23 protein-coding genes are annotated in these 26,374 nt (G+C 68.3%); 15 read left to right on the top strand and 8 right to left on the bottom strand.

Translation table 11 applies throughout. The features are described from left to right. The first annotated feature begins 64 nt into the window (after positions 1-64). From LRH25_RS09630 to LRH25_RS09620, 3 genes are read left to right on the top strand one after another with little or no spacing between them, the layout of a single operon-like run. Positions 65-922: a CPBP family intramembrane glutamic endopeptidase gene (locus LRH25_RS09630; protein ID WP_141289426.1), complete on the top strand. Its 858-nt coding sequence runs from the start codon at positions 65-67 to the stop codon at positions 920-922. A 57-nt stretch (positions 923-979) separates the two neighbouring features. Further along, positions 980-1,477 carry a hypothetical protein gene (locus LRH25_RS09625; RefSeq protein ID WP_141289425.1) on the top strand — a complete coding sequence of 166 codons (498 nt, stop codon included), beginning with the start codon at positions 980-982 and terminating at the stop codon, positions 1,475-1,477. A 39-nt stretch (positions 1,478-1,516) separates the two neighbouring features. Then, positions 1,517-1,966, top strand: a complete 450-nt coding sequence (locus LRH25_RS09620) for a hypothetical protein (protein ID WP_141289424.1) — start codon at positions 1,517-1,519, stop codon at positions 1,964-1,966. A gap of 43 nt (positions 1,967-2,009) precedes the next feature. Here the strand turns inward: LRH25_RS09620 and LRH25_RS09615 are convergent, their stop codons facing one another. From LRH25_RS09615 to LRH25_RS09605, 3 genes are all read right to left on the bottom strand, one after another. Further along, positions 2,010-4,838, bottom strand: a complete 2,829-nt coding sequence (locus tag LRH25_RS09615; RefSeq protein ID WP_231011051.1) for an AbfB domain-containing protein — start codon at positions 4,836-4,838, stop codon at positions 2,010-2,012. 205 nt (positions 4,839-5,043) lie between these two features. Beyond that, the gene (locus LRH25_RS09610; RefSeq protein WP_310742418.1) at positions 5,044-6,183 is read right to left on the bottom strand and encodes a LacI family DNA-binding transcriptional regulator; all 1,140 of its coding nucleotides are present in this window, start codon (positions 6,181-6,183) and stop codon (positions 5,044-5,046) included. A gap of 57 nt (positions 6,184-6,240) precedes the next feature. After that, positions 6,241-7,104 (bottom strand): LysR family transcriptional regulator, encoded by an 864-nt coding sequence (locus LRH25_RS09605; protein ID WP_231011129.1) that lies wholly within the window; start codon positions 7,102-7,104, stop codon positions 6,241-6,243. 93 nt (positions 7,105-7,197) lie between these two features. On the opposite strand from LRH25_RS09605, the gene LRH25_RS09600 reads away from it, so the two are divergent. After that, positions 7,198-8,241, top strand: a complete 1,044-nt coding sequence (locus tag LRH25_RS09600; RefSeq protein ID WP_231011050.1) for a DMT family transporter — start codon at positions 7,198-7,200, stop codon at positions 8,239-8,241. Here the strand turns inward: LRH25_RS09600 and LRH25_RS09595 are convergent. Next, positions 8,126-8,869, bottom strand: coding sequence for a TetR/AcrR family transcriptional regulator (locus LRH25_RS09595; RefSeq protein WP_231011049.1), 744 nt, complete (start codon positions 8,867-8,869; stop codon positions 8,126-8,128). The genes LRH25_RS09600 and LRH25_RS09595 overlap by 116 nt on opposite strands. 70 nt (positions 8,870-8,939) lie before the next feature. Between LRH25_RS09595 and LRH25_RS09590 the strand changes: the two genes are divergently transcribed. The 4 genes from LRH25_RS09590 to LRH25_RS09575 all read left to right on the top strand — a co-directional run bounded on the left by LRH25_RS09590 (position 8,940) and on the right by LRH25_RS09575 (position 13,742). Then, the gene (locus tag LRH25_RS09590; RefSeq protein WP_141288737.1) at positions 8,940-9,743 is read left to right on the top strand and encodes an SDR family NAD(P)-dependent oxidoreductase; all 804 of its coding nucleotides are present in this window, start codon (positions 8,940-8,942) and stop codon (positions 9,741-9,743) included. A 27-nt stretch (positions 9,744-9,770) separates the two neighbouring features. After that, on the top strand, positions 9,771-10,904 hold the full coding sequence (locus LRH25_RS09585; RefSeq protein WP_141288738.1) for a DUF5938 domain-containing protein: 1,134 nt from the start codon (positions 9,771-9,773) through the stop codon (positions 10,902-10,904). Positions 10,905-11,001: 97 nt separating this feature from the next. Further along, positions 11,002-12,549 (top strand): AMP-binding protein, encoded by a 1,548-nt coding sequence (locus LRH25_RS09580; protein WP_141288739.1) that lies wholly within the window; start codon positions 11,002-11,004, stop codon positions 12,547-12,549. Between the two features lie 8 nt (positions 12,550-12,557). Beyond that, positions 12,558-13,742 carry a lipid-transfer protein gene (locus LRH25_RS09575; RefSeq protein WP_141288740.1) on the top strand — a complete coding sequence of 395 codons (1,185 nt, stop codon included), beginning with the start codon at positions 12,558-12,560 and terminating at the stop codon, positions 13,740-13,742. Here the strand turns inward: LRH25_RS09575 and LRH25_RS09570 are convergent. Continuing rightward, positions 13,720-14,142: a rhodanese-like domain-containing protein gene (locus tag LRH25_RS09570; protein WP_141288741.1), complete on the bottom strand. Its 423-nt coding sequence runs from the start codon at positions 14,140-14,142 to the stop codon at positions 13,720-13,722. The genes LRH25_RS09575 and LRH25_RS09570 overlap by 23 nt on opposite strands. A 96-nt stretch (positions 14,143-14,238) precedes the next feature. Here LRH25_RS09570 and ftrA point away from each other — a divergent pair, with 96 nt between their 5' ends. Next, positions 14,239-15,198: a transcriptional regulator FtrA gene (gene ftrA / locus LRH25_RS09565; RefSeq protein ID WP_231011048.1), complete on the top strand. Its 960-nt coding sequence runs from the start codon at positions 14,239-14,241 to the stop codon at positions 15,196-15,198. On the opposite strand, the gene LRH25_RS09560 is transcribed toward ftrA, so the two are convergent. Beyond that, positions 15,195-16,280 (bottom strand): RNA methyltransferase, encoded by a 1,086-nt coding sequence (locus LRH25_RS09560; RefSeq protein ID WP_231011047.1) that lies wholly within the window; start codon positions 16,278-16,280, stop codon positions 15,195-15,197. The two genes, ftrA and LRH25_RS09560, sit on opposite strands and share 4 nt — an antisense overlap. A gap of 134 nt (positions 16,281-16,414) precedes the next feature. On the opposite strand from LRH25_RS09560, the gene LRH25_RS09555 reads away from it, so the two are divergent. The 4 genes from LRH25_RS09555 (at position 16,415) to LRH25_RS09540 (ending at position 20,500) form a co-directional block, all read left to right on the top strand. Then, a complete protein-coding gene (locus tag LRH25_RS09555) occupies positions 16,415-17,275 on the top strand; it encodes a class I SAM-dependent methyltransferase (RefSeq protein WP_231011046.1) in 861 nt (286 codons plus the stop codon). A 225-nt stretch (positions 17,276-17,500) separates the two neighbouring features. Further along, positions 17,501-18,199 (top strand): hypothetical protein, encoded by a 699-nt coding sequence (locus tag LRH25_RS09550; RefSeq protein ID WP_211361479.1) that lies wholly within the window; start codon positions 17,501-17,503, stop codon positions 18,197-18,199. Then, positions 18,189-18,890: a hypothetical protein gene (locus tag LRH25_RS09545; RefSeq protein ID WP_141289417.1), complete on the top strand. Its 702-nt coding sequence runs from the start codon at positions 18,189-18,191 to the stop codon at positions 18,888-18,890. Before LRH25_RS09550 ends, LRH25_RS09545 begins: the two co-directional genes overlap by 11 nt. A 35-nt stretch (positions 18,891-18,925) precedes the next feature. Further along, complete coding sequence (locus LRH25_RS09540; protein WP_141289418.1) at positions 18,926-20,500, top strand: Dyp-type peroxidase; 1,575 nt, start codon at positions 18,926-18,928, stop codon at positions 20,498-20,500. A gap of 13 nt (positions 20,501-20,513) precedes the next feature. Here LRH25_RS09540 and LRH25_RS09535 read toward each other — a convergent pair whose 3' ends face one another. Beyond that, positions 20,514-21,515: a catalase family protein gene (locus tag LRH25_RS09535; protein ID WP_141289419.1), complete on the bottom strand. Its 1,002-nt coding sequence runs from the start codon at positions 21,513-21,515 to the stop codon at positions 20,514-20,516. Positions 21,516-21,573: 58 nt separating this feature from the next. Next, positions 21,574-22,503: a LysR family transcriptional regulator gene (locus LRH25_RS09530; RefSeq protein ID WP_231011045.1), complete on the bottom strand. Its 930-nt coding sequence runs from the start codon at positions 22,501-22,503 to the stop codon at positions 21,574-21,576. Between the two features lie 219 nt (positions 22,504-22,722). Here LRH25_RS09530 and LRH25_RS09525 point away from each other — a divergent pair, with 219 nt between their 5' ends. Next, positions 22,723-24,828 (top strand): bifunctional rhamnulose-1-phosphate aldolase/short-chain dehydrogenase, encoded by a 2,106-nt coding sequence (locus LRH25_RS09525; protein WP_141288430.1) that lies wholly within the window; start codon positions 22,723-22,725, stop codon positions 24,826-24,828. Positions 24,829-24,954: 126 nt separating this feature from the next. Beyond that, a complete protein-coding gene (rhaI, locus tag LRH25_RS09520; RefSeq protein WP_141288431.1) occupies positions 24,955-26,244 on the top strand; it encodes an L-rhamnose catabolism isomerase in 1,290 nt (429 codons plus the stop codon). Positions 26,245-26,374 lie beyond the last annotated feature (130 nt).

Here is a 26,374-nt window from a genome sequence, read left to right as displayed (position 1 = left end):
GTGGCAGCGGTCAAACGGTCAGTCTACGCCGGGCACCGGATGCGGATAAGCTTGGCACATCCTCATGCCTGAACCCTTGCCCCCGCCCGCCCCGCTGGAACCGCCGCCCGAGCGGGATGCGCGCTTTCCGTCGGCCGTCGGTGCGGTCTGGTTGATGCTGGTGCTGATGCTGCTGCAGGCCCTGATCGGCGAGGCCTTGTACGGCGCCAGCCAGGACCTCGGGCTGGCGGAGCCTGAGGTCACGGCGCTGGTGCTGATCCTGTCCTACGGGCTGCTGTTCAGCGTGCTGCTGTACCGCAAGGGCATTGGCTACGGCGCGCTGTTCCATGCCGGCCCGAGCTCGGCGATGGCCACGCTGGGCGTCACCGCGGCACCGCTGCTGCTGATGACGCCGGGGCTGGTCATGGGCATCTCGACGCTGGACGACATCCTGGTCCGCCTGGTGCCGCTGTCCAGCCACGACACCGAATTGTTCAAGCGCATGAGCGACACCTCGCTGTCCACCGTGCTGACGGCCTGCCTGATCGCCCCGGTGCTCGAAGAGCTGCTGTACCGCGGCGTGATCCTGCGCAGCTTCCTGGCGCAGTACGCCGCCTGGCCGGCCATCGTCGGCTCGGCCGTGCTGTTTGGCGTGGCGCACCTGAACATCTACCAGTTCATGGTCGGCCTGCTGCTGGGCGTGTTGACCGGCTGGTTGTACGAGCGCACCCGCTCGGTTGGCCCGGGGCTGCTGCTGCACGTCGCCTACAACAGCTTGATCACCTGGCTGGCCAGCGACAACACGCCACCGCCGCCCGGCAGCGACGGCGACATCGGCATGGGCTGGTGGGTGCTGTCCTTGATCCTGATGGGGGTGGGCCTGCGCTGGCTGGTGCGGCTGCTGTCACCACCGGGCACGGCTCCTGCTCGCGATGTTGGCTAGCATGGTCCGAGGCTGCGGCCTCGCCGCATTCCCAGGACCTTGAAAGACATTCGCCCGATGACCACCCGCCCTTCGTTCCCCATGTTTTCCCGCCGCTTCCTCGCTAGCGCCAGCTTGATGGCCAGCCTGATGGCCGGCCTGGTCGCCTGCCTCGGCAGCGCACAGGCCGCCGAGCCGGCACCGGTGATGGCCTGCGACCAGCAGGGCTCGCTGCCGGCCATGCCGCCCGTCGCGCCCAAGCCGATCCAGATCCACGAATGCGCCAGCTTCAGCGGCGGCGCCATGGCCGCGCAGGTCGGCAAGAGCTGGTGCGAACAGGCCAGCCACGCGCCCTTCGAAGGCGCGGCGCCGCCCAAGGTCACGATGCTGGCCAGTTGCGCTCCGGGTGCGCTGGCCAAATGCGACGTGACGACGCCGGGCGGCGACGTGGTGATTTCGCGCCACTACTACCTGGCCGATGCAGGCGCCGGTGGGCTGGAAGGCCTGCGCAAGACCTGCGAAGGCTCGGGTCGTGCCGTGAAGGGCATGACCCCCGGCAAATGGACCCAGTTCTGATGCACCCGATCCTGATCACCTCTTGAAGGAGCCTCGCGGATGGTGGAAGCCCATGTGCTGGTCGGTAATCCCCACACCCGCAAGGCCACGCTGCTGCGCTGCCTGACCGGCTGTTTCAACCGCAACGTGCGCGACATCGCGCTGCACGGCGGCGGCCAGGTCAAGCTCTATGTGCGGGTGGCCGCGCTGCAGGACTCGCGCACCGATCCAGCCGAGTTCATCAACGAGGTGGCGCGCAGCCGCTGCCAGCAGGTGGCGTTTTCGCTGTGGCCCGAAGCGCATCCGCATGACAGCGAACGGCTGCCGGATGCGCAGGCCTACCTCGCGGCATTCCGCAGCGCTGGCTGGAAGATCAGCAAGGTCGCGGTGCTGGGCGCCCATCCGCTGCGGCTGGACCTGAAGAGCGGCGTGGCGCAGTTTCCCAATGTGCTGCACCAGCCGGTCAACAGCTCGGCCCAGCTGATCCGCCAGCACTTCGGCTGGCAGTGACGCCCGGCTGAGCCAAAAAGGCCCGGGATGAACCGGGCCGACATCAAGGCGCCCAGGCGTTCTCCACCGCCCAGCGCGTGTCGTTCAGGTAGCTGCCCGAGGTGTTCCAGTCGCTGCCGCCGGTACCGTCAGCAATCCAGACTTCGGCAGCGTAGTGGCGCAGGTAGCGGTTCGGGAAGTTGCTGGCCGAGAAGCGCGTGCCGCTGCTGCCGTCGGGCGTGCCTTCGGCGCAGAAGGTCGCATCGGCGCGGTAGAGGTCCGAGTCCTCCAGCGGATCGCGGCGCACGCGCGAGTTGCTGTGGCGCAGGTACTCGCCAGGGAAGTTGCGCGACTCGAACGAGTAGCAGCTGCCATCGGCCAGGCCGGTCACGATGTGCCAGGTCGCGTCCAGCTTCAGCGTGTCGCTGCTGTCGGCAGCCACCACTTCGGTGAAGGCCAGCCCGTCCTGGTGCCGCACGTAGCGGTTGTCGTAGCCAGGCGTCAGCACCCGCAGCGAATGCATGTCGCCCGGATTGATCAGCACGCTGCTGCGCCACCAGCCGGTGGCCTGCGCCCAGGAGGCATCGGCGCGGAAGCTGCTGCTGTCCTCGAAGGCATTCAGCCAGAGCTCGGCATTCATGTGCCGCAGGTACTGCCCCGGCAGGTTCTTGGACTCCAGCGACAGCCCGCCGCCGCCATTGAGCGCCTTGCGCGGACAGAAGGTCGCGTCGCCGCGGAAGCCTTCGCTGTTGTCGCTGGCGTCGATGCGCAAGCGGTCAGCCGCGTGGCGCAGGAACTGGCCGGGCAGGTTCACCGCCTCGAAGGACAGGCAGCTGCTGTCGGCCAGTCCGTTGACCACCTTCCAGGAACTGTCCTGCTTCAGGCCGGCGGGGCTGCCGGCGTTGACCACGTCGGTCACGCCCAGGCCACTGTCGCCATGGCGCAGGTAGCGGTCGGTCACGCCGGGGCTCACGGTTCTGAACGAGTACGAGCTGCCCTTGCGCAGGTAAGGCACGCCGGCGATCAGCGCCTGGTGCGCTGCCTTGACGCGCGCGAAGTCCATTTTCTGGACCTGGCGGTCATAGGTCAGGAAGCCGTTGAGCTCGTCCTCCACGTCGGAGATCTCGGTGTAGACCGCCGCACTCAGGCCCTTGGACGCCGAGAGCTCCCGCAGGCTGTCGACCTGAGCCGCGTAGACATTGGTCAGCGTCGCCGAGTCTGGATAGAGGTTGTAGCAGCAGGTCGAATCCGGGTTCCACATGTGGCCGTCCACGCGCAGGCCGTTGCCACCGAACTCGCCCAGCACCGAGATCCGGTTGGCTTGCCAGGCCGGGGCAGACGGGCCGGGGTAGTCGTGCAGGTCGATCAGGTCGCCGGCACCCGAATCGCCTGGGGCGAAGTTGATGCCCGAGTGGGTGTTGATCAGCCGGCTCGGGTCCCAGGCCTTGAACTGGTTGGCCATGCCCACCATGTCGAAGTCGCCCCAGCTTTCGTTGAAGATGACCCAGGTGACGACGGCCGGCGAAGAGCGGTGCTCGTCGACGATCTCCTTGTCCTCGACCTTCACGCGAGCCTGCACGTCGGCATTGCTTTCGGCGTCCCAGGCGTGTGGCATGTCCTGCCAGACCATCAGGCCCAGCTTGTCGGCCCAGTAGAACCAGCGCTGCGGCTCGACCTTGATGTGCTTGCGCACCATGTTCATGCCGAGGTCCTTGATGGCCTGCAGGTCGGACTTCAGCGCGTCGTCGGTCGGCGCGGTGTAGAGCCCGTCGGGCCAGAAGCCCTGGTCCAGCGGGCCGTACTGGAAGACGTATTGCCCGTTGAGCAGCGGCCGCGGCACGCCGTCGACGATGCCGATGCTGATCGAGCGCATGCCGAAGTAGCTGCTGACCTCGTCATGCACCTTGGCACCGGCCTTCTTGCGCAGCCGCACCTTCAGGTCGTAGAGGAAAGGATCGCTGGGCGACCACAGGTGTGCGTTGGGCACCGGCACGGTGAATTCAACGTCGCCCACGCCGCTGCCAGTGCCGACCTTCTTGCCGCCGGAGGACGCCACGGCATCCACCACCAGGCCGTCCAGGTTGTCGCCGCGCACGATGATGCGCAGTTGCTTGTTCGGCAGGTCCGGCGTCATGTCCAGCCGGGTGATGTGGGCTCTGGTCACCGGCTCCAGCCACACCGTCTGCCAGATGCCGGAGGTGGGTGTGTAGAAGATGCCACCGGGGTTCAGCGTCTGCTTGCCCAGCATGTCGTCGCCGGTGGTCGGGTCGAAGGCGCCGACCACCAGTTCGTTCTCGCCGCTCTTCAGGTAGGGCGTGATGTCGAAGCTGAAGGCGTCGTAGCCGCCGCTGTGCTGGCCGACCTGCTGGCCGTTGACGTAGACGGTGGCCTTGCGGTCCACCGCGCCGAAGTTCAGCTTCACGTGCTTGCCGGCCCAGCCGGCCGGCACCGTGAAGCTGCGGCGGTACCAGAGGTTGCGCTCGTTCATGCGCTGGATGCCGGAGAGGTAGGACTCCACCGGGTACGGCACGCGGATCTGCTCGGGCTGGGCCGGGAAGGCCGGCGCGGTGGCGGGCGGGTTGTCGGCATCGGGCGCGGCGGCGCCGCCGGTATAGCTCCAGCTGCCGTTGAGGTTCAGCCAGTCGGTCCGCGCGACCTGCGGACGCGGGTATTCGGGCAGCGGAACCTCGGCCTGCTGCGCGGCGTCGGTCCACGGCGTGGTGAGGCGTGCAGTGGGCGCCTGTGGCGCAGAAGCGGTCTTGGCCGCCAGCGCCTGCATGCGCGACGCATCGGCGGCAGCGGCATCCTCGCCGTCCCCTGCTCCGCCACCGCAACCGGCGGCCAGCAGCGGCAGCGTCAAGGCTGCCAGCCAGTGTCTCAATCTCAGGTCCATCTTGTCTCCTGTCGTGTGCCGGACGACTCGCCCCATGCGGTCGTCACTAATAATTTGCTAATACTCAGATTATTAGTAAACGGGCGATGGCGACACCAGCGAAACGATGTAAGCGTTGGTATGTGGTGGTTTGCCGGCAGCGAGCTGCGGCCAGAGGCATTGGCATGACCCGCGCGGCAACGGGCACGCGCCGGCAGTCAGCTGATCAACGCGGCTTGGGCGGCGCCACAGTGGCGCGTGCCACCAGGCTGCCTTCGACCTTGTGCCGGCGCTTGCGGCGCGCCGGGTCTGCCACTTCGGCCAGCAGCATTTCCACCGCCAGCCGGCCCATCTCGTAGTCCGGCAGCACCAGCGTGCTCAGCGCCGGCTTGGTGTGGCGGGCGATTTCCTGGTCGTCGTAGCCCATCACCGAAACGTCTTGCGGCACGCGCAGGCCCAGCTCGTGCAGCGCCTCCAGGCAGCCCACGGCCATCAGGTCGTTGGCGCAGAAGATCGCCGTGGGCGGCGGCTCCTGGCGCATCAGCAGCAGCGTGCACTCGTGGCCGGAGGCGACGTGCCAGTCGCCCTCGCGCACCAGCTTGCGGTCGAAGGCAATGTCGGCGCTGGCCAGCGCGCGGCGGTAGCCCAGCAGCCGGTCGTGCGCGGCGTCCATCCACGGCTCGCCGTTGATGAAACCAATGCGGCGGTGGCCGGCATCGATCAGGCATTCGGTCGCCACCTGGCCGCCGGTCACCTCCGAGGGCTCCACCGATGAGATCGACAGCGCCGCTGGCGGCGTGCCCTCGTCCACCGGGTGGCAGTTCAGCAGCACCGTGGGCACGCCGGCCAGCGGCGCCGGCAGCGTCACCGCGCGGGTGAAGATGGTCGAGTAGACGACGCCCAGCAGCTGCGGGTTGGCCAGCATGGTGGCCAGCACCGCAGCCTCGACCGCGCTGCTCGAGCGCGTGGCAAACACGCAGACCAGCGCGCCCTGGCGCCAGGCCTCGTCCTTCGCACCGTCGATGGACAGCGCCGCATGCGGACTGGTCGAGACCTCGTCGACCAGGTAAAGGATCAGCCCGGTGCCGGCTCCCGCGCCTGCCGGCACACGCCTGGCCGCAGCCACCCGCCGCTCCGGCTTGCGCTCGGGCAACTGGTAGCCCAGCTCGGCCGCCACGCGCGCGACACGGGCCCGGGTTTCCTCGGCGAGCTGCGTGCCGGTCATGCCGTTGAGCACCAGCGAGACGGTGGACTGAGACACACCGGCCTGCGTCGCGACATCGGTCATCGTGACGCGCCTGGCGGCACCGCGCCTGGCAGGCGTTTCGGGACGGGGCGCGCCAGCGCGGGCGGCTTTGGCTGGCATGGCGATGTGGGGCGATGAGACCGCGCGTATGTTACGGGCAGCTGGCGCGCCAGCTGTTCAGCCCGCCCGCCGCAGCGTGCGCAGCACCTCGGCATGCAGCGCATCCACCGCGCCCGAACCCGCCGACGCGCGGCTGCGCACCACCGCCACTTCCACTGAAGGCAGCGCCGGCAGGCCGTGCTTGTCCTGCAGCAACTGCAAGCCGGGCGGCAGGCAGCAACGCGTCAGCACGGCCACCGCGAGCCCGCTTTCCACGGCGGCCAGCTGCCCGGCCAGGCTGGCGCTGTTGTAGGCCACGCGGTAGGCGCGGCGCTGGGCGTCCAGCGCGGCCAGTGCATGCTTGCGCACAAGGCTGCCGACCTCGTAGGTGGCCACCGGCAGCGGGTCGCGCCGCCAGGCCTCGTGCTGCGGCGCGCCCACCCACACCAGCGGCTCACGGAACAGCGGCGTGCCGCGGTTGGCCCGGTCGCGCGAGACCAGCGCCAGGTCGATCTCGCCGCGCGAAATCTTCGGCAGCAGCGAGGTGGACTGCTCGCAGACCAGCGTGATCTCCACGCCGGCGTGCCGCGTGGCAAAGCTGCGCAACACCGGCGTGAGGTAGGTGGCGGCATAGTCGTCAGGCACACCCAGGCTCACGCGGCCACTCAGCGCCGGGCCGTGCAGCGCCGCCTGGGCCTGCGCATGCACTTCCAGCAGCCGCCGCGCATGGCCCAGCAGTTCGAGGCCGGTGGGCGTGAGTTCGAGGTGGCGCGGCCCACGGTTGAGCACCGGCCGGCCCACGGCGTCTTCCAGCTTCTTCAGCTGCATGCTCAGCGCCGACTGCGAGCGGTGCACCAGCGGCGCCGCGGCGGTCAGGGAGCCGGCGTCCACCACCGCGACAAAGGCGCGCATCCAGTCGAGTTGAAGGTCGGCGGCAGGCATGCTGGGCAAGCTCATGTATTCGGTTTTCGAATGCTAGCAGCCAAAACAATGCGCTTGTTGGCTGGCTGGCAGGGCCGAACAATGGCTCGCACCATGCGCTCATCGAACCCCGGCACCGCTGTTTCACCTTTGCCGAACCCGGCCCTTCCCCAGGCCTTGCAGCGCGAGCGCCAAGGCGTGCTGCTGATGGTGGCCGGCGGGCTGCTGCTGGGCAGCATCGGCGCCTTTGTCGAAGACGCCGGCCAGGACCCGTTGACCACGGTGTGGTTTCGCTGTGCGTTCGGCATGCTGGCGCTGCTGGCCTGGGGCGCGGCCAGCAGTCGGCTGGCGGAACTGCGGCTGCGAGGCACGGCGTTCGCAGCCGCGCTGGCAGCCAGTGCGCTGATGCTGGGCAACTGGGCGCTGTTCTTCGCGTCCATCACGCGCACCTCCATCGGCGTGGCCACCGTGGTGTTCCACGTGCAGCCGCTGTGGGTGCTGGCGCTGGGCGCATGGTGGCTGCGCGAGCCGGTGTCATGGCGCCAGGCTGCTGCCGCGCTGGCGGCACTGGCCGGGCTGGCGCTGGCCACCGGGCTGCTGGACGCTGGCGCCACCGGCCACCTGCAGCAGCCGGGCTACCTGAGCGGCCTGGCCATGTGCCTGGGCGCGTCGCTCTGCTACGCCGGTGTGACGCTGATCGCCAAGCAGGCGCGCGGCATCAGCTCGTTTGCGCTCGCGTGGTGGCAATGTGCGCTGGGCACGCTGGCGCTGCTGGCCTGGCCCGTCCTGCACGGCTGGCCGGCGTTTGGCAGCAGCTGGGCCTGGTTGGCTGGCCTGGGCGTGATCCACACCGGGCTGGCCTACGTGCTGCTCTACGCCGGCATGACGCGCCTGGCCACCAGCCGCATCGCACTGCTGCAGTTCGTGTACCCGGCTGCGGCCATCGTGATGGACTGGGCCGTGTACGGGCACGCGCTCAGCGCGGTGCAGCTGGCGGGCGTGGCGCTGATGGCGACCGCGTTGACCGCTGCGCGGCCCGGCGTCATGCGCGCCTTTTGCGCTCGACCGAAACCGGCAACCCCAGCAGTTGAGAAACAAGCAATCGCGCGTTCGACTGCATCGCGGCAATCGCCTTGCGGTCGCCAGACAGGTGCTTGATCAGGCACTGCTGGAAGATCCCGTCGAACATCGCGTAGGCCACGTTGCTGGGAGCGCGCAACGGCGCGCCGGCAAGGCTCGACATGCGCGTGAGGACGCGCCAGATCATCTTCTCCAGGCTCGCTTCAATCGCCGCCACATCGGCGCGAAAGGCCTCTTCAAACAGCGACTGCGAACGCAGGTCATACCAAAGCCGGTGCATCGGCGCTTCGTCGCGCACGGTCTGGCCGAGCGCAGCGACAAAGCCATCGAGCAACTGCTCGAAGGTGGTCGAGGTGGTGGTGACCGCGTCGTAGCGGATCACGCAACGCGCCTTGTATTGGCGCACGCTGCAAAGGATCAGGTCGACCTTGTCGGTGAAATAGTAGTGCAGCACGCCGTGCGAGAACTCGGAGTTCTGCGCAATCTCGCGCAGGCTCGTGCGCGCGTAGCCGAGTTCGGCCAACGTCTGCAGCGCCGCCTCGCCGAGCTGCGCACGGCGTTCGGTGAACTTTTCGTCGCGCGGTTTCGCGCGGGGGGCTGCGAGTTTCTCCATGCCATGAATTGTAGGAAGGAAGCGCGCCGAAAGGCCAGCACCTCTCGGTGCAAACCCGCGATCTTGACAACTGTCAAGGATAAATCTTGACACTCGTCAAGGCCACTCCTAGCATCGAATCGCGCTCTTTGACGAGCGTCCAAAAACAGTAGGAGACAAGGCAATGACGAAGTTCGACTTGACCGGCCGCAAGGCCCTGGTCACCGGAGGCGCGCGCGGCCTCGGTGAAGGCATGGCACAGGCACTGGCCGCCGCCGGTGCTTCGGTGATGATCGGTGACGTGCTCACCTCGCTCGGCCGCGATACCGCCGGCAAACTGACCGCGGACGGCGCGAAGGTCGGCTTCGTGAAGCTCGACGTGACGCAGGAGGCCGACTGGGAAGCCGCCGTGAAGACCACCATCGACACGCTTGGCGGCTTCGACATCCTGATCAACAACGCAGGCATCGAGGTCACGGCGCTGGTCTCGGAGATCGATCCGGATCAACTGCGCAAGATGCTGGACGTCAACATCGTCGGCACCGCGCTCGGCTTGAAACACGCGTTCCGCGCGATGCGGCCGAACGGCTCGGCTGGCAAGGGCGGCGCGGTCGTCAACCTCTCGTCGGTCGCCGCGACGATCGCGTTCCCGGCCATCGCCGGCTACTCGGCGACCAAGTCGGCCGTCGACCGCCTGACGCGCGTGGCCGCGATGGAGGCCGGCAAGCTGGGCTACGGCGTCCGCGTGAACTGCATCTATCCGGGGCTGGTGCCCACCGAGATGGGCATGAAGCTCGCCGCCGATGTGGTCGCGGCAGGCCTGTTCTCTTCGCCCGAGGCAGCGGTGGGCGCGATCATCGAACAGACGCCCTCGGGCCGCCTCGGTGAGGTTGCCGACATGGCCGATGCGGTCGTGTTCCTGTGCTCGGATGCGGCGCGCTTCATCACCGGCGCAGGGCTGCCGGTCGACGGCGGCATGGGCATGTAAGCCTCACAAACAAAGGACGAGAAAACCATGAGCAAGAACAAGAAACCCGTGGTCGTGTACGGCGCTTCCGGCTACACCGGCCGGCTGGTGTGCGAGTACCTTCGCGAGTACGGCGTGCCGTTCATCGCAGCGGGGCGCAGCGGCGAGAAGATCCAGGCGGCAATGAAGTCGAACGTCGCGGGCATCGAGACGGCCGACTACGAAGTCGTCGAGGTGATCCACACCGCCGAGGCGCTGACCGAGCTGTTCCGCGGCGCCTCCGTCGTGCTGAACACCGTCGGCCCGTTCTCGAAGTACGGCCACGAGGTCGTGCAGGCCTGCCTGGCCGCGAAGTGCCACTACACCGACACGACCGGCGAACAGGACTGGCTGATCACGCTGGACGACGAATACGGCGCCAGGTTCGCCGCCGCCGGCCTGCTGCTTTCGCCCGGCCTCGCCCAGATGTACACGACCGGCGAGATCGCCGCACAACTGTGCCTCGAAACGCCCGGCCTCGACACTTTGGACATTGCGGTCTTCTGGGGCGGCAGCCCGACGATCGCGTCGACGCAGACCATCCTCGTCAACGCGGCCACCTCGAAGGCCTTCTTCCTGGAGCAGAACAAGCTCGTCGAGTGGCAGCCGGATGCGGGCCTCTACAACGTCACGATCCCCGGCCAGCACGAAGCGGCGCTCGCATTGCCGTGGGGTGGCACCTCGCACCCGGTCTGGTTCCGCAAGGATCCCCGCGTCTCCAACGTCAAGGTGCTCGGCGGCGTCTTCAACAAGCCCTTGATGCTGGGGGTGCCGCAGATCGTCGCGGCGGCGTTGAAGGCGACCGAAGGCATGAACGACGAGGACCGCTACGTCGCCCTTTCGAAAACCGCCGCGAGCGTGATGAACACGATGCCGCCGCGCGAGAACCCACGCATCAACAAGTCGGTCGACTCGGTGCACGCACAGGGGCCGCTGGCACGCGCGCACTGCGTGATCTACGGCAACTGCAACTACAAGCAGACGGGGCTGCTGCAGGCCTTCGCCGCGGCCTCGCTGCTGCAGCAGGCGCCGAAGCGGGTTGGTTTTGCGTCGGGCTGCCAGGCGTTCGGGCACCGCGAGTTGCTCGGCGCGCTGCGCAGCTTCGGGCTGGTGCAGGCGCCCATACTGACCGTGCACAAGTGATGCATCAGGTCGCGGCTGGCCGAGTGCCGGGCCGCCCCAAGCCGGCCCGCATCCCCTCGGGGGATCGGCCGGTGTACTCACCGGACAAGGGGCTCCATTGAGACTGATCGACTACCTGGACAAGGGCGCATCGCTCGGCGAGGGCGCGCCGTGCCTGACGATGGGCACCACCGACCTCTCGTACGGCGACGTGCAGCGCTTCAGCCACCGCGTCGCGCGCGCGCTGCAGCGCTCGGGCATTCACGCAGGCGACAAGGTTGCCGTGCTGGCCAGCAACGACGCGACCGCGTTCGCCTGCGTGTTCGGCATCTCGCGCGCCGCTGCTGTGTGGTGCCCCGTCAACCCGCGCAACGAGGCCGCCGAGAACCGCTTCGTGCTCGACGCGTTCGACTGCGGCTGCCTCATCTTCGCAGGCGCCTACGCACCCATGGTCGAGCAGATGCGCGCGAAGCTGCCGAAGGTGAAGCTGTTCGTCTGCCTCGACCAGCCGTGGCCGTTCGCGGTCTCGCTGGCGCAGTGGCTGGAGGGCATGAGCGATGAGGCGCTCGATGTGCCGGTGGTCGACGATGTCGCGATGATCGCCGGCACCGGCGGCACGACGGGCCAGCCCAAGGGCGTGATGCTCTCAGGCCGCAACCTCGAGACCATGAGCGCGCTGACGCTGATGGGCTACCCGTTCGACGGCCGCCCGACCTACCTCGCGCTTGCGCCGCTGACGCATGCGGCCGGCGTGCTCACCTTCCCGGTGATGGCGCTGGGCGGCCGCTTGGTGATCATGCCGAAGCCCGACCTCACCGACTTCCTCGCGCTGGTGGAGAAGCACCGCGTGACGCATACCTTCCTGCCGCCAACGCTGATCTACATGCTGCTGCAGCACGAGAAGCTGGCGACAACCCAACTCGATTCGCTGCAGTGCTTTTGGTACGGCGCTGCGCCTATCTCGGCCGCGCGGCTCGAAGAAGCGCTGGCGAAGATCGGCCCGGTGATGGCACAGCTCTTCGGCCAGACCGAGGCGCCAATGATGATCTCGATGATGGCGCCGAAGGACCACTTCAACGCCGACGGCTCGGTCGCGCAGTCGCGCCTGTCGTCGGCCGGACGCCCCGGCCCGCTGGTGCAGGTTGCGACCATGAACAGCGAGGGCGAGCTACTGAAGGCGGGCGAGACCGGCGAGATCGTGATCCGCAGCTCGCTCGTGATGCTGGGCTACTACCGGGACGCGAAGGCCACCGAAGAGGTCGGCCGCTTCGGCTGGCACCACACCGGCGACATCGGCCGGCTCGACGCTGACGGCTTCTTGTACATCGTCGACCGCGCCAAGGACATGATCATCACCGGCGGCTTCAACGTCTACTCGGTCGAGGTCGAGCAGGCGCTAATGCAACACCCCGATGTGCAGGACAGCGCGGTGATCGGCCTGCCCGATGACAAATGGGGCGAGAAGGTCGTGGCGGTGCTGCAGCTGCATGCCGGCCGCAGCGTGCAGCCCGAGGAGATCGTCGCGTTCGTCAAGGCGCGCATCGGCAGCGTCAAGGCGCCCAAGCTGGTCGAGATCTGGGCCGACCTGCCGCGCTCCAAGGTCGGCAAGGTGATGAAGAAGGACATCCGCGCCGAGATGCTGCAACGCATGCCGGCGCCACATTGAAGGACGCCATGTCGAACAAGGCATTCATCGCAGGGATCGGCATGATCCCCTTCGTCAAGCCCGGCGCGAACGCGCCGTATCCCGAGATGGCCGCCCAGGCCGGCCGGCTCGCGCTGGCCGACGCCGGCATCGAGTTCGGCGCGCTGCAGCAGGCCTACGTCGGCTATGTGTATGGAGACTCCACCGCCGGCCAGAAGGCGGTCTACGGGTTGGGCATGACCGGCATTCCAATCTTCAACGTCAACAACAACTGCTCGACCGGGTCGACCGCGCTGTTCCTTGCGCGGCAGGCCATCGAGTCGGGTGCGGCCGAATGCGTGCTGGCGCTTGGCTTCGAGCAGATGAACCCCGGCGCCATCGGCACCGTGTTCAACGACCGGCCGAGCCCATTCGAGGATTTCGACCGCGAGGCCGCAGAACTCGTCGGCATGCCCGATCTGCCGCTCGCACTGCGCTACTTCGGCGGTGCCGGCCAAGCGCACATGCGCAAGCACGGCACGCCGCTCGAAGCTTTCGCGAAGGTGCGCGCGAAAGCCAGCCGCCATGCAGCGCGCAACCCGCTCGCGCTGCTGCGCAAGGAACTCTCGGTGGACGATGTGATGAACGCACCGATGCTCTGGCCCGGCGTGCTGACACGCCTGATGGCCTGCCCGCCGACCTGCGGCGCAGCGGCTGCCGTGCTGGTGTCGGAAGCCTTCGCCAAGCGCAATGGCCTACGCACCGACGTGTTCATCGCGGCGCAGGCCATGACCACCGACCGGCCCGACTCGTTCGAGAGCCACGACATGATGAAGCTGGTCGGGTACGGCATGAGCCAGGCTGCAGCGAAGCAGGTCTACGAACAGGCCGGCATCGGTGCCGAAGACCTTGACGTGGTCGAGCTGCATGACTGTTTCGCGCAGAACGAGCTGATCACCTACGAAGCGCTCGGCCTGTGCCGCGAAGGCGAGGCCGCTGCGTTCATCGACGCAGGCGACAACACCCATGGCGGCAAGGTCGTGACCAACCCGTCGGGTGGACTGCTGTCGAAGGGACATCCGCTCGGTGCGACAGGGCTGGCGCAGTGCTACGAGCTGACCCACCAACTGCGGGGCACGGCCGAGCAGCGCCAGGTACCGCTGGCACGCACCGCGCTTCAACACAATCTAGGCCTGGGCGGGGCCTGCGTCGTCACGCTCTATCAGTCGGCGTGATGCCCGCCCCCCGCGCCAGCTCGAAGCCCTCGTCCAGCCAGCCGGTGATGCCGCCGATCATCATCTTCACCGGCCGGCCCAGCTTCGCCAGCCGGGCCGCGCCGCGATGTGCGCCGTTGCAATGCGGGCCGGCGCAATAGGTGACGAACAAGGTGCCCGCCGGATAGCCCGCCAGCTTGCCTTCGGTCAGCTTGCCGTGTGGCCAATGCAGCGCGCCAGGCACATGGCCGGCGGCATACAGCTCGGCGTTGCGCACGTCCAGCAGCACGAAGCCGGGCTCGGCCTGGGACAGCGCGTCGTGCACGTCCCAGCAATCGGTCTCGAAACGGAAGGCAGATTCGAAGTGGCGCAGCGCTTCGTCTGAAGCGGCGGCGGGGATGGCGGTCACGGCGGTGGTCATCGGTGGGTCCTGGGGTGTTGAAAGATGCCTCAGTGTCGGCACCCGCCGCATTTCCGCCCAGTGGCGCACACGACAGTCTCCGGCAACAATGCGCCAATGCAGGATCACCTCGTCGCCGCCCTTGCCTACGACCAGCTGTGCACGTTCGAGTTCGGCTGCACGGTGGAGCTGTTTGCACTGCAGCGTCCGGAGCTGGGCGTGCCCTGGTACGACTTCAAGGTCTGTGCGGCCGAGCCCGGCCCGCTGCGCGCGGCCGGCGGCATCCAGGTGCTGGCGCCGCATGGGCTGCGCACGCTGGCCCGCGCCGACACCATCGTCGTCCCCGGCTGGCGCGGTGCGGACCAAGCACCACCCGAGCCGCTGCTGCGTGCGCTGCGCCGCGCCCATGCACGCGGCGCGCGGCTGTGCAGCATCTGCTCGGGTGTGTTCGTGCTGGCTGGGGCCGGCCTGCTGGACGGGCTGACCGTCAGCACCCACTGGCGCTACGCCGAGAAGCTCGCCGCGCGCTACCCGGCGCTGAAGGTGGACGCCAATGCGCTCTACGTGGACCAGGGCCAGATCCTCACCTCGGCCGGCTCTGCCGCAGGGCTGGACATGCTGCTGCACCTGGTGCGGCGCGACCACGGCGTGCGCGTGGCCAACCAGGTGGCGCAGCGCCTGGTGCTGCCGCCGCACCGCGACGGCGGCCAGGCCCAGTTCGTGCCCCGGCCGCTGCCCAGCGACGAAGGCAGCCGCGTGGCCAGGCTGATGGACTGGCTGCGCGCCAACCCGCGCCTGCCGCACACGCTGGCCAGCATGGCGGCCGAGGCGTCGATGAGCCCGCGCAGCCTGCAGCGCCAGTTCCAGGCGGCCAGCGGGCTGGGGCCGGTGGACTGGCTGATCCGCGAGCGCGTGGGCCTGGCCAAGGAGCTGCTGGAAACCCACCCGGAACGCGCGCTGGCCGAGGTCGCCGAGCTGGCCGGCTTTGGCGCCGAAGAATCCATGCGCCGACACTTCCGCCGGCTGGCGCAGGTCAGCCCGGCGGCTTACCGGCGGCAGTTTGCCAACTTGCCTTAGGTCGCCGCGCGGCGCCGCAGCACATGCACCGGCTGGGCCTGGCTGCCATCGGCCGCGCGGGCGCGCAGCTGGCCGCAGCCACCGTCCACGTCCTGCCCGGCCGAGTGGCGCAGCTTGGTCAGCACGCCGCGCTGGTGCAGCCGGCGCGCCATCGCCGCGGCCTTGTCCCAGGCCGGCCGGCGGTACGGCAGCTCGGGCACGGTGTTGTAGGGGATCAGGTTCATCAGCGCGTACTTGCCCTGCAGCAGCCGCACGATGCCATCCATCTCCTCCTCGCTGTCGTTGACGCCGTCCAGCAGCGTCCACTGGTACTGGATGGGATAGCCGGTGGCCCGCGCGTAGCGCTCGCCCGCGTCCACCAGGTCAGCCGGCGCGATGCGCGGTGCGCGTGGCAGCAGCTCGGCGCGCAGGTCGGCCCGCGTGCTGTGCAGCGACAGCGCCAGCGCGGGCTTCACCGTGCCCTGCGGCAGGCGCTCGAAGACGCGCGCATCACCCACGGTCGAGAACACCAGGTTCTTGTGGCCGATGGCGCCGCCGGTGCCCAGCAGCTCGATGGCTTCGAGCACGTTGTCCAGGTTGTGCGCCGGCTCGCCCATGCCCATGAACACCACCTTCTTGACCACCCGCTGGCGCCGCGCCAGCGCCACCTGGGCGACGATCTCGGCACTGCCGACCTGGCGGATCAGCCCTTCCTTGCCTGTCATGCAGAACACGCAGCCCACCGCACAGCCCACTTGCGTGGACACGCAAAGCCCGTCGCGCGGCAGCAGCACACTCTCCACCGCCTGGCCGTCCGCCAGGTCCACCAACAGCCGCGCCGAGCCGTCTTCGCCCGGGTGGCTGGAGCGCAGGCTGACGAGGCCTTCCAGCTGCCGCTGCAGCGCCGGCAGCGCCTCGCGCAGCGGCTTGGGCAGGAAGTCCTCCACGCGGCGCTTGCCGGCATCCAGCGGCTGGGCCTGAGCCCAGTGGCGCAGCAGGCGCTGGGCGTGCGCCGGCTGTGCGCCCAAGGCGGCGAACTGCTGGCGCAGCGCGGCAATGGTGTTGGGCAGGGGCTGAGGCGGCGCGGCGGCAGGGGCGGACATGGCAACGGAGCAGGCAGGAACAGCCGCAAGTGTAGGCAAGCGCCGCCAAAAGCCCCTGCCATGGCTGGCATGCGGCACTTGTCGGACACTCAGGCCGCCCTCCGCTCCGATCATCCGACCCAAGGCGCCCCGACATGACCCTGAGCTTTCGCCCCGACCGCCGTGCCGCCAGCGTGCTGCTGCTGAGCCCGCTGCTGACCGCGCTGCCCTTGGCCGCACGAGCTGCCACCGCCACGCCGGCCGACGCCGATGGCGCGCTGCTGAAGGCCGTGATCGACGGACCGCAGCGCAGCGCCGCCAACCGCGCGCGCGACGTCTACCGCCACCCGTTCGAGACGCTGCGCTTCTTCGGCCTGAAGCCGGGGCAGACGGTGATCGAGATCGCGCCGGGCGGCGGCTGGTACACCGAGATCCTGGCGCCCTACCTGCGCGACCATGGCCACTATTACGCGGCGCACAACAGCGCCACCGGCGGCAGCGAGGGCGCGCGCAAGGGTCGCGCCCGCTTCGAGGCCAAGCTGGCCGCCGAGCCGGCGGTCTACGGCCATGCCAAGGTCGGCAGCATGCCCACGGCCGTGGGCTTCACCGACATCGCCCCGCCCGGCGGCGCCGACCTGGTGCTCACCTTCCGCAACATCCACAACTGGATAGAAGCCGGCAACCTGGACGACACGCTGCGCGCCTTCTACGCGGTGCTGAAGCCGGGTGGCGTGCTCGGCGTGGAGGAACACCGCGCCACGCCAGGCACGCCGCTGGCCAAGGTGATAGCCACCGGCTACGTGCCGGTGGACTTCGTCGTGGCCCGCGCCCGTGCCGCCGGCTTCGAACCGGCCGGCAGCAGCGAAGTCAATGCCAACCCCAAGGACATGCACGAGCACCCGAACGGCGTCTGGTCGCTGCCGCCCACGCTGCAAGGCGGCGAGGTGGGCAAGGCCGAGTTCCTGGCCATTGGCGAGTCCGACCGCATGACGCTGAAGTTCGTCAAACCGCGCTGAAGTCGCCGGGGCGCGCATCGGCTGGCCCATTGACGAGATCGACGCGCCGCGCCCTCTGCCTTGAGGACGGATGGTCGCTGCGTCGCCTCTTTGCGGCACGAACCACGCGAAATCAGGGGTATCGGCGGCAAGGCCTTGGCCGTACCATCGCCGCGCTCTTGAGGAAACTCAAGCGCCGTCCCGCGGTTCAGGGGGCATTCTTTCCCGCAATCCGAGGGAGGACCCATGTCGAACGTGGCAGGCAAGGCCTACGCGATGAACGTGCTCACGCCGATCCGCTGGTACACGGCGTGGCTGAACAAGCTGATCTTCTGGGTCGCGCTGAAGATCCCGTCCACGCTCAAGGGGCTGATCACGCTGTCGCTGATCCACTATGCCCGCTGGGTGATCATCGGTCCGAAGCAGTTCCCGCACCTGTCGCCGCAGCAGCCCAGGGAGGAACTGAAGTACGCCTACATGCTGTTCTTCAGCAACTTCAATGGCAGCTGGGACCAGTACGTCGACTCGTTCTCCTTCGCTATTCCCGCTGGCCTGGACATGTTCTGGAAGTGGAACCTGCGCTACCCGCGCTCCATCGCGTTGACGCCGTTTCACCAGTACATCCGCTTCAACCAGATCGAGACGATCCACTACTACAACGCCTACCCGCTGGCGACCTCCAACGACGTGAAGAGCGCGCATGCAGTGCGTAACGCACTGCTGGCCTTCCAGCAAGGTTCGGACGTCAGCGACGAGGCTTTCATGACACGCTACAAGGCCTTGCTGCGCTCGCTGCAGCATGACCTGGGCGACATGGCGCCCACGCCCATCGTCAGCATGTCGGCCTACCAGGTCGAGCGCCGCGAACGCTGGCACGCCAGCCTGCCCAAGGAAGGCAAACCGCCGGCACCCACCGCTGGCCAGGAGGCAAGCCATGCCAGCTAACGTGAGCGGCCGGGCCTACGCCCTGACGGCCCTGTCCCCCATCCGCGAAGGCTGGACCTCGGACGGCATTGCCTACGCCGACGTCGTGCGGGACCGCCTGCAAGGCTGGAACACCGAGCCCAACAGCCCGATGACAGGCGTGCCCAACACCTACCTGTGCCGCTTCTTCGTGCTCGACGATGTCTACCACCAATCCCTGCCCGGTGCCGGTGTGCTGGACACGCTGTCGGACCTGCTGCCGGTGCTGCCCAACGCCTTGCGCAAGAGCGTGCTGCCGGCCGAGGATCACCTGAAGAGCCGCTACCTGGTCTTTTCGTCGGAGCTGCATGGCGGGGTGGACGGCGATGTCGATGCCTACCTGCGCGGCATGTGGGGCGCCATCGAAGGCCGCATCCGCGAAGTCTGGGGCTGGTGCCATGGCTTCGAGCAGGTCACCGACGGTTCGAGCTTTGCCGCCTACATCCGCAAGTGCCAACTGCCGGCCGCGCTGTTCTTCAACGGCAGCAACGACGACCCGCTGGCCGAGCAGCTCAAGGCGCTCTACCTGAAGCAGGAGTTCACCCGCTTCGCGGTCGACAGCCAGGGCCTGGACCCGGCCACGCTGCGCCGGCGCATGGCCGAGTTCATGCAGCGCGTGGACCCGCCCAACATCGCCGGGCCGACCTGGTCGCCCGGCCGCTACCGCCTTTGAATGCCTTTGATCGCCGCTGATCCCCGGAGCAACCCATGACCAAGCAGTTGGACCTGTTGGACATCCAGGGCAACCTGGTGCGGGCCTATGGCCGCTTCGGCTACCCGCTCGCCCGCTACGTGTTCCTGGCCGTTCACCAACCGGCCGCCGGCCGGGCGCTGGTGGGCGACCTGACCCGCTACGTCACCGGCTCGCTGGACTGGGGCCCCGGTCCCGGCCAGATGCCGCGCCCGGACTGGACCCTGAACCTCGCCTTCACCTACCCCGGCCTGGCCCAGCTCGGCCTGCCCACCGCCTCGCTGATGAGCTTTTCGCCCGAGTTCGCCGCCGGCATGCGCGAGCGCCGCGACATCCTCGGCGACACCGGCAGCAGCGCGCCGCAGCACTGGGACCCGATCTGGCGCAAGCACCGCGACACGCAGGACGTGCATGTGTTCGCCTCGCTGAACGCCGTCAGCCCCGAAGCACTGGCAAAGGGCTACGCAAAGCTGCAGTCCATCGTCGAGACCTACGGCGACGGCGCGCAGATCCTCGGCGGCAACGTGGGCGACGATGGCGAGTTGCTGGACTACCAGGATGCCCACGCGCTGGTGGAGAACGGGCAAGTGGTCGCCAAGGAACACTTCGGCTACACCGACGGCATCAGCGACCCGGTGTTCGAAGGCATGCCGCCGTCCGCGCAAAGCACCAAGGGCCGCGGCAAACCGATGCCCGGCAGCACCTGGGCGCCGCTGGCCACCGGCGAGTTCCTGCTCGGCCATCCGGACGAGGCGCACGAATACCCACCCGGCCCGAAGCCGGGGCTGCTGGCGCGCAATGGCAGTTACTTGATCTACCGCAAGCTGCACCAGAACGTGGGCACCTTCGAGGCCTACCTCGAACAGCAGGGCCGCGCCTATCCCGGCGGCAAGGAGCTGCTGGCCGCCAAGTTCGCCGGCCGCTGGCGAGACAACGGCGCACCACTGGCCCGCGCACCCGACGCCGCGTCCAAGCAGCGCTTTGACGCCGAGTTCTACGCGGCTCTGAAAGCCGGCGACATGGCCAAGGTCGACGACCTGCTGAGCGACTTCGACTACAACCAGGACATGAGCGGCGCCAAGTGCCCGTTCAGCGCCCACATCCGCCGCTGCAACCCGCGTGGCTCGCTGCAGATGATCCACGAGCCGGGCGACCTGCCGGGTTCGTTGAAGCAAAGTGTGGACGCCTTCGACACCCCGGGCGCGCTGTCCAACCGCCGCCGCATGCTGCGGCGCGGCCTGCCCTATGGCCAGGTGAAGGACCGCAGCCGCGACGACGGCAACCACGGCATCGTCATCATGCTGGTGAATGCCGACATCAACCGCCAGTTCGAATTCGTCCAGCAGCAATGGATGAACTATGGCAACGACTTCAAGGCCGGCAACGACAAGGACATCCTGCTGGGCAACCACAGCGAAGACCCGACCCAGCCCAGCAAGGCCGTGCTGCAGACCGACCCCGCCGGCCACGACGCCCCGCACTTCCTGCCCCGCATCCCGCGCTTCGTCGAGACCCGCGGCGGCGACTACTTCTTCGTGCCCAGCCTCACGGCGCTGCGCATGATCGCGGCCGGCGTCATCGACCCGACCTGATCACGGCGGGCGCTCAGCCGTCCCAGCCCTGCGGCTCGCGCCGCGGCTGCTGGTTGCAGGCGTGGCGGTACTTCGAGATGGCCGCATAGACGACCCTGCGCGCCCGGTTCACGCCGCCCAGCGGCCGGTGCGCTGGCAAGGCGTGCCAGGGTGTGAACGACAGGTTCTCGCCCAGCTCGCGCTGCGCCTCGGTGTCGAATGCCTGCGCTGGAATCACGATGCTGGCCACCTTGCGAAACGGTGACAGGGCCTGCGACCACTCATGGCCCGGGTCCTCGATCGGCATGGCCTGCGCGTCTACCTGCAGCTGCACCGCGAAATCGAAGCGCGCCTCGCCGACCGTGAGTTGCTGGCGCATCGCCAGGCGCAGGTAGTCGTCATCCGGCCGGTCCGGGATGCGGTCCGGCACGCTCACATGCGGCATGGCCGAATACTTCACCGCCGTGTTGCCGAACAGGTAGGGCGTGGTGCTGAAGTAGCGGATCTGCAGCGGATTGGCAAAGCGCACCATCGAACGCAGCAGGTTCCAGGTGACCCGCCAATGCGTCAGGAAAAAGACCAGCTTGGCCCAGCCGCTGCCGGTCAGGCTGGCCAGCAGCGCATCGAACTCGGCTGCATCGCGCGTCACGAAAACAGGCGTGCTGATCAGGATGAAGTCCTGCGTGGGCGCATCCCGTTCCTCGTCCAGCAGCTTGTCGCCCGGCACGCCCATCAGCTTGATGGCCATGCCACGGATGTCGCGCCCCTTGTCCGGGTTCAGGCTGCCGTCCTGGTTGGAAAAGCGTATCCACGCGGGATAGCTGCGCGGCTCGGCGAACACGCCCACCCGCAGCTCCGGCGGCAGGCCGGGCTCGACGATGAACTCGGCTTTCACCAGCCCATGCATCTTCGGATGCGCATCCCGCCGCATCGGCCCGCCCGCGTTGTCCCGCGTGATCTTGGCCTGCAGCCGCGCCACCAGGTCCTCGATGACCTGTGCCTCACCGCTGGGGATGGTTTCCTCGGCAAGCTTCATGGTGCAGTCCGCGGCAAGGGTTGCAGGGCGGGTGCAAGCCTACACCTCGCAGCGGTGATCAGGTATAGCGGCACGCCGCATACCCCGCCCCTTCATCCAGCACGAACTGCCTGAACGCCGCGTTCGCACCCGTCAGCTGGCTGTCCCTGCGCTGCAGGAAACACCAGTCGATGTGCTTGGGCATGCCGCGCACGTCGAGCACGGCCAGGCGGCCGGTTTCGGCTTCGACCTGGAAGCTGTGGGCGGACAGGAAGCTGATGCCCATGCCGCACATCACCGCCTGCTTGATGGTCTCGTTGCCGGCCAGCTCCAGGCCGGCGCGCACCTGGATGGACTGCTGCTGCAGCAGGTGTTCGAGGAACTGCCGGGTGGCCGAGCCGGGCTCGCGGAAGATGAAGTTTTCCTCGCGCAGCTCGGCCCAGCTCAGGCCGCGCTGGCCGGCCAATGGATGGTTGGGCGCGGCGACGATGCAGTGCGGATGGCGCGCGAAGCGGGTCGCTTCCAGGTCGGCTTCCGAAGGCGGATGGCCGGCGATGGCGATGTCCATGCGGTGCTCCTGCAGCATGGCCAGCACCTCGCTGCGCTTGGCCACCGTGAGCTTCAGCCGCACCTGCGGGTGGCGCTGGCAGAAGGCGTGCAGCAGGCGCGGCGCGAAGTAGTGGGCGGTAGACACCACGCCCAGGTGCAGCAGGCCGCGCGGGCTGCCCTGCTCGGCCGGGTCGGCGCGCAGCTGCGCCAGCGCCTGGTCGGCTGCGCGCGCCTGGGCCAGCAGCAGGCGTGCGTGCTGCAGCAGTTCCTGGCCGGCATCGGTCAGGCGCTGGCGGCGCGGGCCGTCGAACAGCTTCAGGCCCAGGTCGGTTTCCAGCTGGCGCATCTGCATGGACACCGCCGACTGCGTCATCGCCAGCGACTCGGCCGCGCGCGAAAAGCTGCCGCCGCTGGCAATGGCTTCGAACAGGTGCAGGTGGCGCAGGTTGAAGGTCTTCATGTCCAGATGAAAAGACGGTTGGGGGTTTCCCGGCATGTCGACGGTCGGATCGAGCAGTTTTGCGCGGGCTAACCCCGAGAAACAGGCCCAGGCGAGGGCCGGAGCGCTGCAGCATCAGTATTGCCTGAACTTCACCATCAAGCTTCATCAATTGATGCTGAAGGACTTGGCTTCTAACCTTCGGCTCATTCCCGCTCAAGCCCTCACGCACACACCGCCATGGCCCCCACGCCGATCAAGCCCTTCCCCCGCTGGGACGACACCCGCGCCGCCACGCTGGACGAACCCGGCCTGCTGCTCTACCGCTCCAACCTGCTGGGCTCGGACCTGCGCATCACCAACTACGGCGGTGGCAACACCTCGGCCAAGCTCACCCAGCCGGACCCGCTCACCGGCCAGCCAGTCGAGGTGCTGTGGGTCAAGGGCTCGGGCGGCGACGTGGGCTCTATGAAGCTGGACGGCTTCTCCACCCTCTACATGGACAAGCTGCGCGCGCTCAGCAGCCTGTACCGCGGCCTGGAACACGAAGACGAGATGGTGGGCTACCTGCCGCACTGCACCTTCAACCTGAACAGCCGCGCCGCGTCCATCGACACGCCCCTGCACTCGCTGCTGCCCTACGCACACGTGGACCACATGCACCCGGACGCGGTCATCGCCATCGCGGCCATGGCCAACTCCGAGGCGCTGACCAAACAGGTCTTCGAAGGCACCGTCGGCTGGCTGCCCTGGCTGCGGCCCGGCTACGAGCTGGGCCGGCGCCTGGCGGAATACGACGCCCAGCACCCGGGCCTGCGAGGCATCGTGCTGGCCGGCCACGGGCTGTTCAGCTGGGGCGACACGTCCAAGGCCTGCTACGAGAACACCGTGGACCTGATCCAGCGCGCCCAGGGCTGGCTGGCCCGCGAGCGCTCGGCTCGCCAGGCCCAGGCCTTTGGCGGCGTGCAGTTCAGCGCGCTGCCCGAGGACCAGCGCAACCAGGCCCTGGCACGGCTGCTGCCGGTGCTGCGCGGCCTCAGCGCCGAGGGGGCTCCGAAGCTGCTGCACCTGAACACCTCGCCCGAGGTGCTGGAGTTCGTCAACTCGGTGGACCTGGCGCCGCTAGCCGCGCTGGGCACCTCCTGCCCAGACCACTTCCTGCGCACCAAGATCCGCCCGCTGGTCGTGCCCGAAGCCGTCTACACGCTGCAGGGCGACGCGCTGCGCGACCGCCTGGGCGAACTGCTGGCCGACTACCGCGCCGACTACGCCGCCTACTACGAACGCTGCAAGCGCCCCAGCAGCCCGCCACTGCGCGACCCGAATCCGGTCGTGATCCTGCTGCCGCGCATCGGCATGGTGACGATTGCCAAGGACAAGGCCACCGCCCGCATTGCCGGCGAGTTCTACGTCAACGCCATCAACGTGATGCGCGAAGCCAATGCGGTGGACCGCTACGTCGGCCTGCCCGAGCAGGAGGCCTTCGACATCGAGTACTGGCTGCTCGAGGAGGCCAAGCTGCAGCGCATGCCCAAACCGAAACCGCTGGTCGGCAAGGTGGTGCTGGTGACCGGCGGCGCCGGCGGCATTGGCCAGGCAATCGCCCGGCGCATGTTGACCGAGGGCGCCTGCGTGGTACTGGCCGACATCGACCAGGAAGCGCTGGACGAGGTGGAGGCCTCGCTGGCCAAGGGCTTCGGCCGGGACGCCGTGCGCGGCCTGCGCTGCGACGTGACCGACGAAGCCAGCGTGATCGCCGCACTGGACCGCACCGCGCTGGAATTCGGCGGCGTGGACATCCTCGTCAGCAATGCCGGCATCGCCTCGGCCGCGCCGATTGAGGACACCACGCTGGCGCTGTGGAAGCGCAACCAGGACATCCTGGCCACCGGCTACTTCCTGGTCGGCCGCGAAGCCTTCCGGCAGATGAAGGCGCAAGGCACAGGCGGCTGCATGATCATCATCGCCAGCAAAAACGGCATGGTGGCCAGCAACCAGGCCAGCGCCTACTGCGCCGCCAAGGCCGCCGAGATCCAGCTCAGCCGCAGCTTCGCGCTGGAAGGCGCGCCACTGGGCATCCGCTCCAACGTGGTGAACCCGGACGCCGTGATCCGCGGCTCCAAGATATGGACCGGCAAATGGAGCGAGGAACGCGCTGCGGCCAACAAGATCAGCGAGTCCGACCTGGAAGCCTTCTACCGCGACCGGTCCATGCTCAAGCGCAGCGTCTACCCGGAGGACATTGCCGAGGCGGCTTATTTCTTCGCCGCCGAGCACCTGTCGGCCAAGAGCACCGGCAACATCCTGAACGTTGATGCCGGCAATCTCGCTGCATTCACCCGGTAGACCCCCCCGAGGCGGCAAGCCGCCTCCCCCCAGGGGGCGCCACCAGCGGCCTGGCAGAGCCAGTTCCGCGGCGGCTGCTGGATTTGAACCTGCGCTTCGCGCGGTTCCTGGAAGGAGACACAAGACATGAAGACGATTGATCCATCGCTGATTGCGGCGCAGAACGACAAGCTGGCGCGGCATGTGCACCACGACTACGAGCACCTGGGCGAGCAGTTGGCGCGGCGGAACATTGACATCGAGACGGTGCGGGCGCGGGTCGCCGCGTTTGGCGTCGCCATTCCGAGCTGGGGCGTCGGCACGGGCGGCACGCGCTTCGCGCGCTTTCCGGGCCAGGGCGAACCGCGGCATGTGTTCGACAAGCTGCAGGACTGCGCCGTCATCCAGCAGCTGGGCCGGGCCACGCCCACCGTCTCGCTGCACATTCCCTGGGACCGCTGCAGCGACTGGAGCGAGCTGCGCCAGGCGGCCGAGGCCGGCGGGCTGGCCTTCGACGCGATGAACTCCAACACCTTCTCGGACCAGCCCGGCCAGCCGCTGAGCTACAAGTTCGGCAGCCTCACGCATGTGGACGCGGCAGTGCGAGAGCAGGCCGTGGCCCACAACCTCGAATGCATAGCGATCGGCCGCAAGCTGGGCTCCAAGGCCCTCACCGTGTGGATTGGCGACGGCAGCAATTTCCCCGGCCAGCAGCATTTCCGCCGTGCGTTTGACCGCTACCTGGACAGCACGCGCCAGATCTACGCCGGGCTGCCGGGCGACTGGCGCATGTTCCTGGAGCACAAGATCTGCGAGCCGGCCTTCTACGCCACCGTCATCCAGGACTGGGGCTCTAGCTTCCTGGCGGCCAGTGCACTCGGCCCGCAGGCGCAGTGCCTGGTGGACCTGGGCCACCACGCGCCCAACGTCAACATCGAGCTGATCGTGGCCCGGCTCATTGCCGCCGGCAAGTTGGCCGGTTTCCACTTCAACGACAGCAAGTACGGCGACGACGACCTGGACGCCGGCAGCGTCTCGCCCTACCGGCTGTTCCTGGTCTTCAACGAGCTGATCGCCGCCGAACACGAGCAGGCCACCGGCTTCGACCCGGCCTACATGCTGGACCAGAGCCACAACGTGACCGACCCCATCGAGAGCCTGATCAGCAGCGCCGCGCAAGTGCAGCGCACCTGCGCCCAAGCCCTGCTGGTCGACCGCGCAGCACTCGACGCGGCCCAGCACGCCAACGACGCGCTCACCGCCACCGGCCTGCTGCAAAAGGCCTTCCAGACCGACGTGACGCCGCTGCTGCAGCGCGTGCGCCTGGACGCCGGGGGCGCGATCGACCCCATCGCCACTTACCGCGCCAGCGGTTACCGTCAGCGCGTGGCCGAGGAGCGGCCAGCGGTGAAGGGTGGCAGCGGCGGGATCGTCTAGGTCCGTTCGGGCTGAGCCTGTCGAAGCCCCCTTTCATTGGGACTGAGCCCCTTCCCCGTTCAGGCTGAGCTTGTCGAAGCCCCCTTCGACAAGCTCAGGACGAACGGTTCAGGAACCAACCCTTCGACAG

Origin of the sequence: Ideonella azotifigens (assembly GCF_021043325.1) — a bacterium.
GTDB lineage: Bacteria > Pseudomonadota > Gammaproteobacteria > Burkholderiales > Burkholderiaceae_C > Ideonella > Ideonella azotifigens.
Note: the sequence above shows the minus strand (reverse complement) of the source record. Positions and strands in the feature narration are given on the sequence as shown.